Consider the following 3,169-nt stretch of genomic DNA (forward strand, 5'->3'; position numbering starts at 1 on the left):
TCCACTATTTTGTTGAGCATTGTTTGGCGTGTTCTAAGGTTAATTAGTGATTCTGTACTCCGGATGTATTCATCGAAGTCATTCGGGCTCTCAAAAAGCTGATCGAGAGTCAAACCTTTTTTTGAGGCGAAAGTATGGAGCTTACGAAGAGCTCCAAGGTTGGACATAACCCCGTCGTGGCTAGGGAAAGAGCCTGTTCTTCTTGAGGGGCGAAATATCTGTGTGCAGATAATTTTCTTTGCTTGGGCTAAGCTCTCAAGTTCGATCTCAGTTTTCGTGCTAAATTTGGCGAAGCACATCCAAGATGTTTTGATATGATGATTGCTAAGCTGAGGCGTGAACCACTTTGTGTGAGCAAAAAGTGAAATGATATTTCCATCCTTGTCACGGCTAATCACTGTACTCTCGTTGATCTCAGATACATCCATGTTCAAGTAGGCATCGCTGCTTTTGCTATCATGCTTTTTGGCGTTGGCCGAATTCATTTCATAGCTCCAATTCTTACTAGGTTGTCTAGAAGTGCTGCCCAGTAGTCAGTCAAAATTTCGCTCGAAAAAACCTCTTCTTCAATGAGGTCTACAGTGGAGCTGAATTCGCTCGAGGTCTCTCTGAGATTTTCAATAATGAAGTTGATTTTTTGGAGAGTTGCGCCATTCATTTTTTCAAACTCTTGCGCTGAAGTTGATTGGCTGCGTATCTCCATAAGGAAATAGCGGAGGCTGAGCAATTTGCGGATGTCGTTGTTCGTGGCGTGTACAACGAAGTGTTCGCAGAACAAACAGGTGATAAAGTTTCTGCAAGTAGGTTCTGCTACAGGGTGGTCGATCTGTTCCAGTGCAATTGCTTTACCAGGCTCAACACAATGCCCGGAAGGAATGCTTGTTTGCATCCTTCTTTGAATATTTTTCTTGTGAGCCTCTGACAGGAGGTTGTAGTAGGCGCTAATCTCCTTGGTGGCTACATCGTCAGCAGCAGTTGAATACGCCCTTGCGATTGTGCCGACACTGCTCTGCATTATTTGACTAGCCACCACAACTCCAAACTCTTTTAGTAAGTAGTTGTATTTGTAAAGTCGCAGTTGTCGATAGCTCAGAAAAGGGAATCTTTCATCAAGATATTTGCGAATTGCATCGCCCAGTTTTCTCAGTGCATTTGGCTGTAATGGTCTCCACCGTTTTTCCACAAGCACGGGAATTTGGATGAATAGGGAGTTGGTTGGCCTTTCTCTCGTGAGGAAAGATCTTAGTTTAAGGAACTGTTCAAAATGTTTTACAAAGCTAGTTGCGATTGTGAAACTTTGCGCCTTTCTACCTGCACGCCATTTTACAGTTCTGAATCCTTGGGTGCTTGGTACTATTTCGTACTCGCCTGATAACCATTCCAGATCCCTGATCTGCTGTTCGTTCATCCCAGTGTTGGCCGCGAACATCAGTAGAAAGCTATCATGCGCCCATTTTCCCAAACGGTGCCTATGTGTAGTCAGCACCTGTGGGTTTTGATTCTCTTCCGTGATGGTCTTCATCGCTCTGTGATAACGCTTAATGCGGAACTCATGCGTTTGCGGCCGCAATGTGCCTGACTTGTAGTGCCATAGGCCTGTGCTAGTCTCAGGTGGTGTTGCTGTTTGCGTATGGCACAGCCATTGGTGAGGGATTATCCAAAGACGCTCGTTCAGTAAGGTTACTTGAAATGGATATTTCCAATGATTCAGCAGGGCTTCCGTGAATGCGTTGAAAATTTCAGTGCACAGCCCAATCCCATGAGCTACCTCTTGCTCCGGTGGTACAGGAGTTGGGTTGTAAGTATGTTTCACTGGTACTTTCGGGAGAGCTGGTTTGAAATTTACGACGCATTCGGGGAAAAACCAGTGGATTATATAAAATGGGGTGCTCTGTTTTATCGCGGCGGTGTGGTAGACATACTTTCCCTCCATATCTTTGTCGTAGACAAATTTAGAGTATTCTGAATAAGCTTCGTAATACCGTTCAACACTGTCAAAAAGGTCTGAGTATCCATTTGTGCCACTCCAGAGTAGGAATTGATTAAGTTCACCGGCGTTGGAGGAAAATGTTTTTTGGCTGATTACACCGGTCTTTACAGCCGTGATCGCATTTCTTGCCCAACCATCAAGTGCCTTGCACCTGTTCTCATCCAGGTCAAACCTTTGGCATTGAAACAGTGCGGTGTTCCCGATGCGATAACGATTGCGAAAGCAGAGCGATCCTACGTGGAATACAGTTTCGTCTTTAGTGGAAAACGCCACCTTATGGATGCCAAGCTCATCAATTTTTGTATTGATTTCTTGCATCGATAGCTTGTCAATCTCAACGATAGTAATACCAGTGACTTGACGTAGATATGACTTAACTTTAATTGTGTACATAATTTTCAGAGAGGGTCTGCAGGTGTTGTTCGAACATGCTTTGCGCCTGGAATGTCAACTTTTTGTCCTCACGGTAATTTAGATATCTTTCCGTGGTAGAAATGTGAGCATGTCCCATACGCTGTTGGACTTTGCCCAAGGCTCGTGCTATCAAGTGGGATCCTGGTGGTAAGCCTTTAATATGTTCTTCTAAAAGGTTCATGCCGAAGCAAGCTCTCAAGTTGTGGAAACGGAATTTGAAGGGTGATTCAAGTTTGTTGAGAGCCGGCTGAAGTCTGCTGGAAATAAATTTCCGAACCGAATTCCCCTCTTGGATTTGTTGGCCCTGTCCTCTCCTCATGTCGCCCTTGGATATGTGGAATGGGGTGCCATGCGATGTAAGGAATACATACTGCGCGCCATCTGTTGGTTGACCTGCCTTAGCAACTCTACGTTTGTAGCGTTCAGAATGTATATATGTGTAGATAAGGCGATTTAGCCAAGCTGGGATGTAAATTTGCATTTTCTTGTTGTTTTTATTATCAACGGTCGTATGGCGTCCAATTTTAATAGCTATTTCGCTGCCTTTAACCGCGTCAGGATTCAATATGTCAGAAGTTCGAAGGGTGTAAGTTGCAAGCGAACGTGCTCCGCTAGTGAGGGCTACTAGGAAACTCAGGATCATCTCTGTGTTTTGAGTTTCATAAAGGGATTTTATAAGCCCTCGCTGCTGCTCTTCGCTGTACGGGTACAACTTACCGCCATCTCGGATGTACTCGCCCGTGTTGATCTCTTGCGATTGTTTTA

General features: G+C 44.6%; 1 protein-coding gene and 2 pseudogenes. All 3 read right to left on the bottom strand.

Annotation, left to right across the window (positions count from 1 at the left end; genetic code table 11):
- A pseudogene (locus F8N49_RS26775) lies at positions 1–485 on the bottom strand (integrase); the annotation flags it as partial.
- Positions 482–2,308, bottom strand: coding sequence for an integrase (locus tag F8N49_RS26780; protein WP_256675529.1), 1,827 nt, complete (start codon positions 2,306–2,308; stop codon positions 482–484). The pseudogene F8N49_RS26775 and the gene F8N49_RS26780, both read right to left, overlap by 4 nt.
- Before the next feature lie 61 nt (positions 2,309–2,369).
- A pseudogene (locus tag F8N49_RS26785) lies at positions 2,370–3,169 on the bottom strand (site-specific integrase); the annotation flags it as partial.

It is taken from the genome of Pseudomonas sp. GXM4 (genome assembly GCF_008923895.1).
GTDB classification, from domain to species: Bacteria; Pseudomonadota; Gammaproteobacteria; order Pseudomonadales; family Pseudomonadaceae; genus Aquipseudomonas; species Aquipseudomonas atacamensis.

What these genes read in the sequence shown, in the direction of transcription:
- F8N49_RS26780 (WP_256675529.1), bottom strand. Translation starts at nt 2,308, where the DNA reads ATGCAAGAAATCAATACAAAAATTGATGAGCTTGGCATCCATAAGGTG.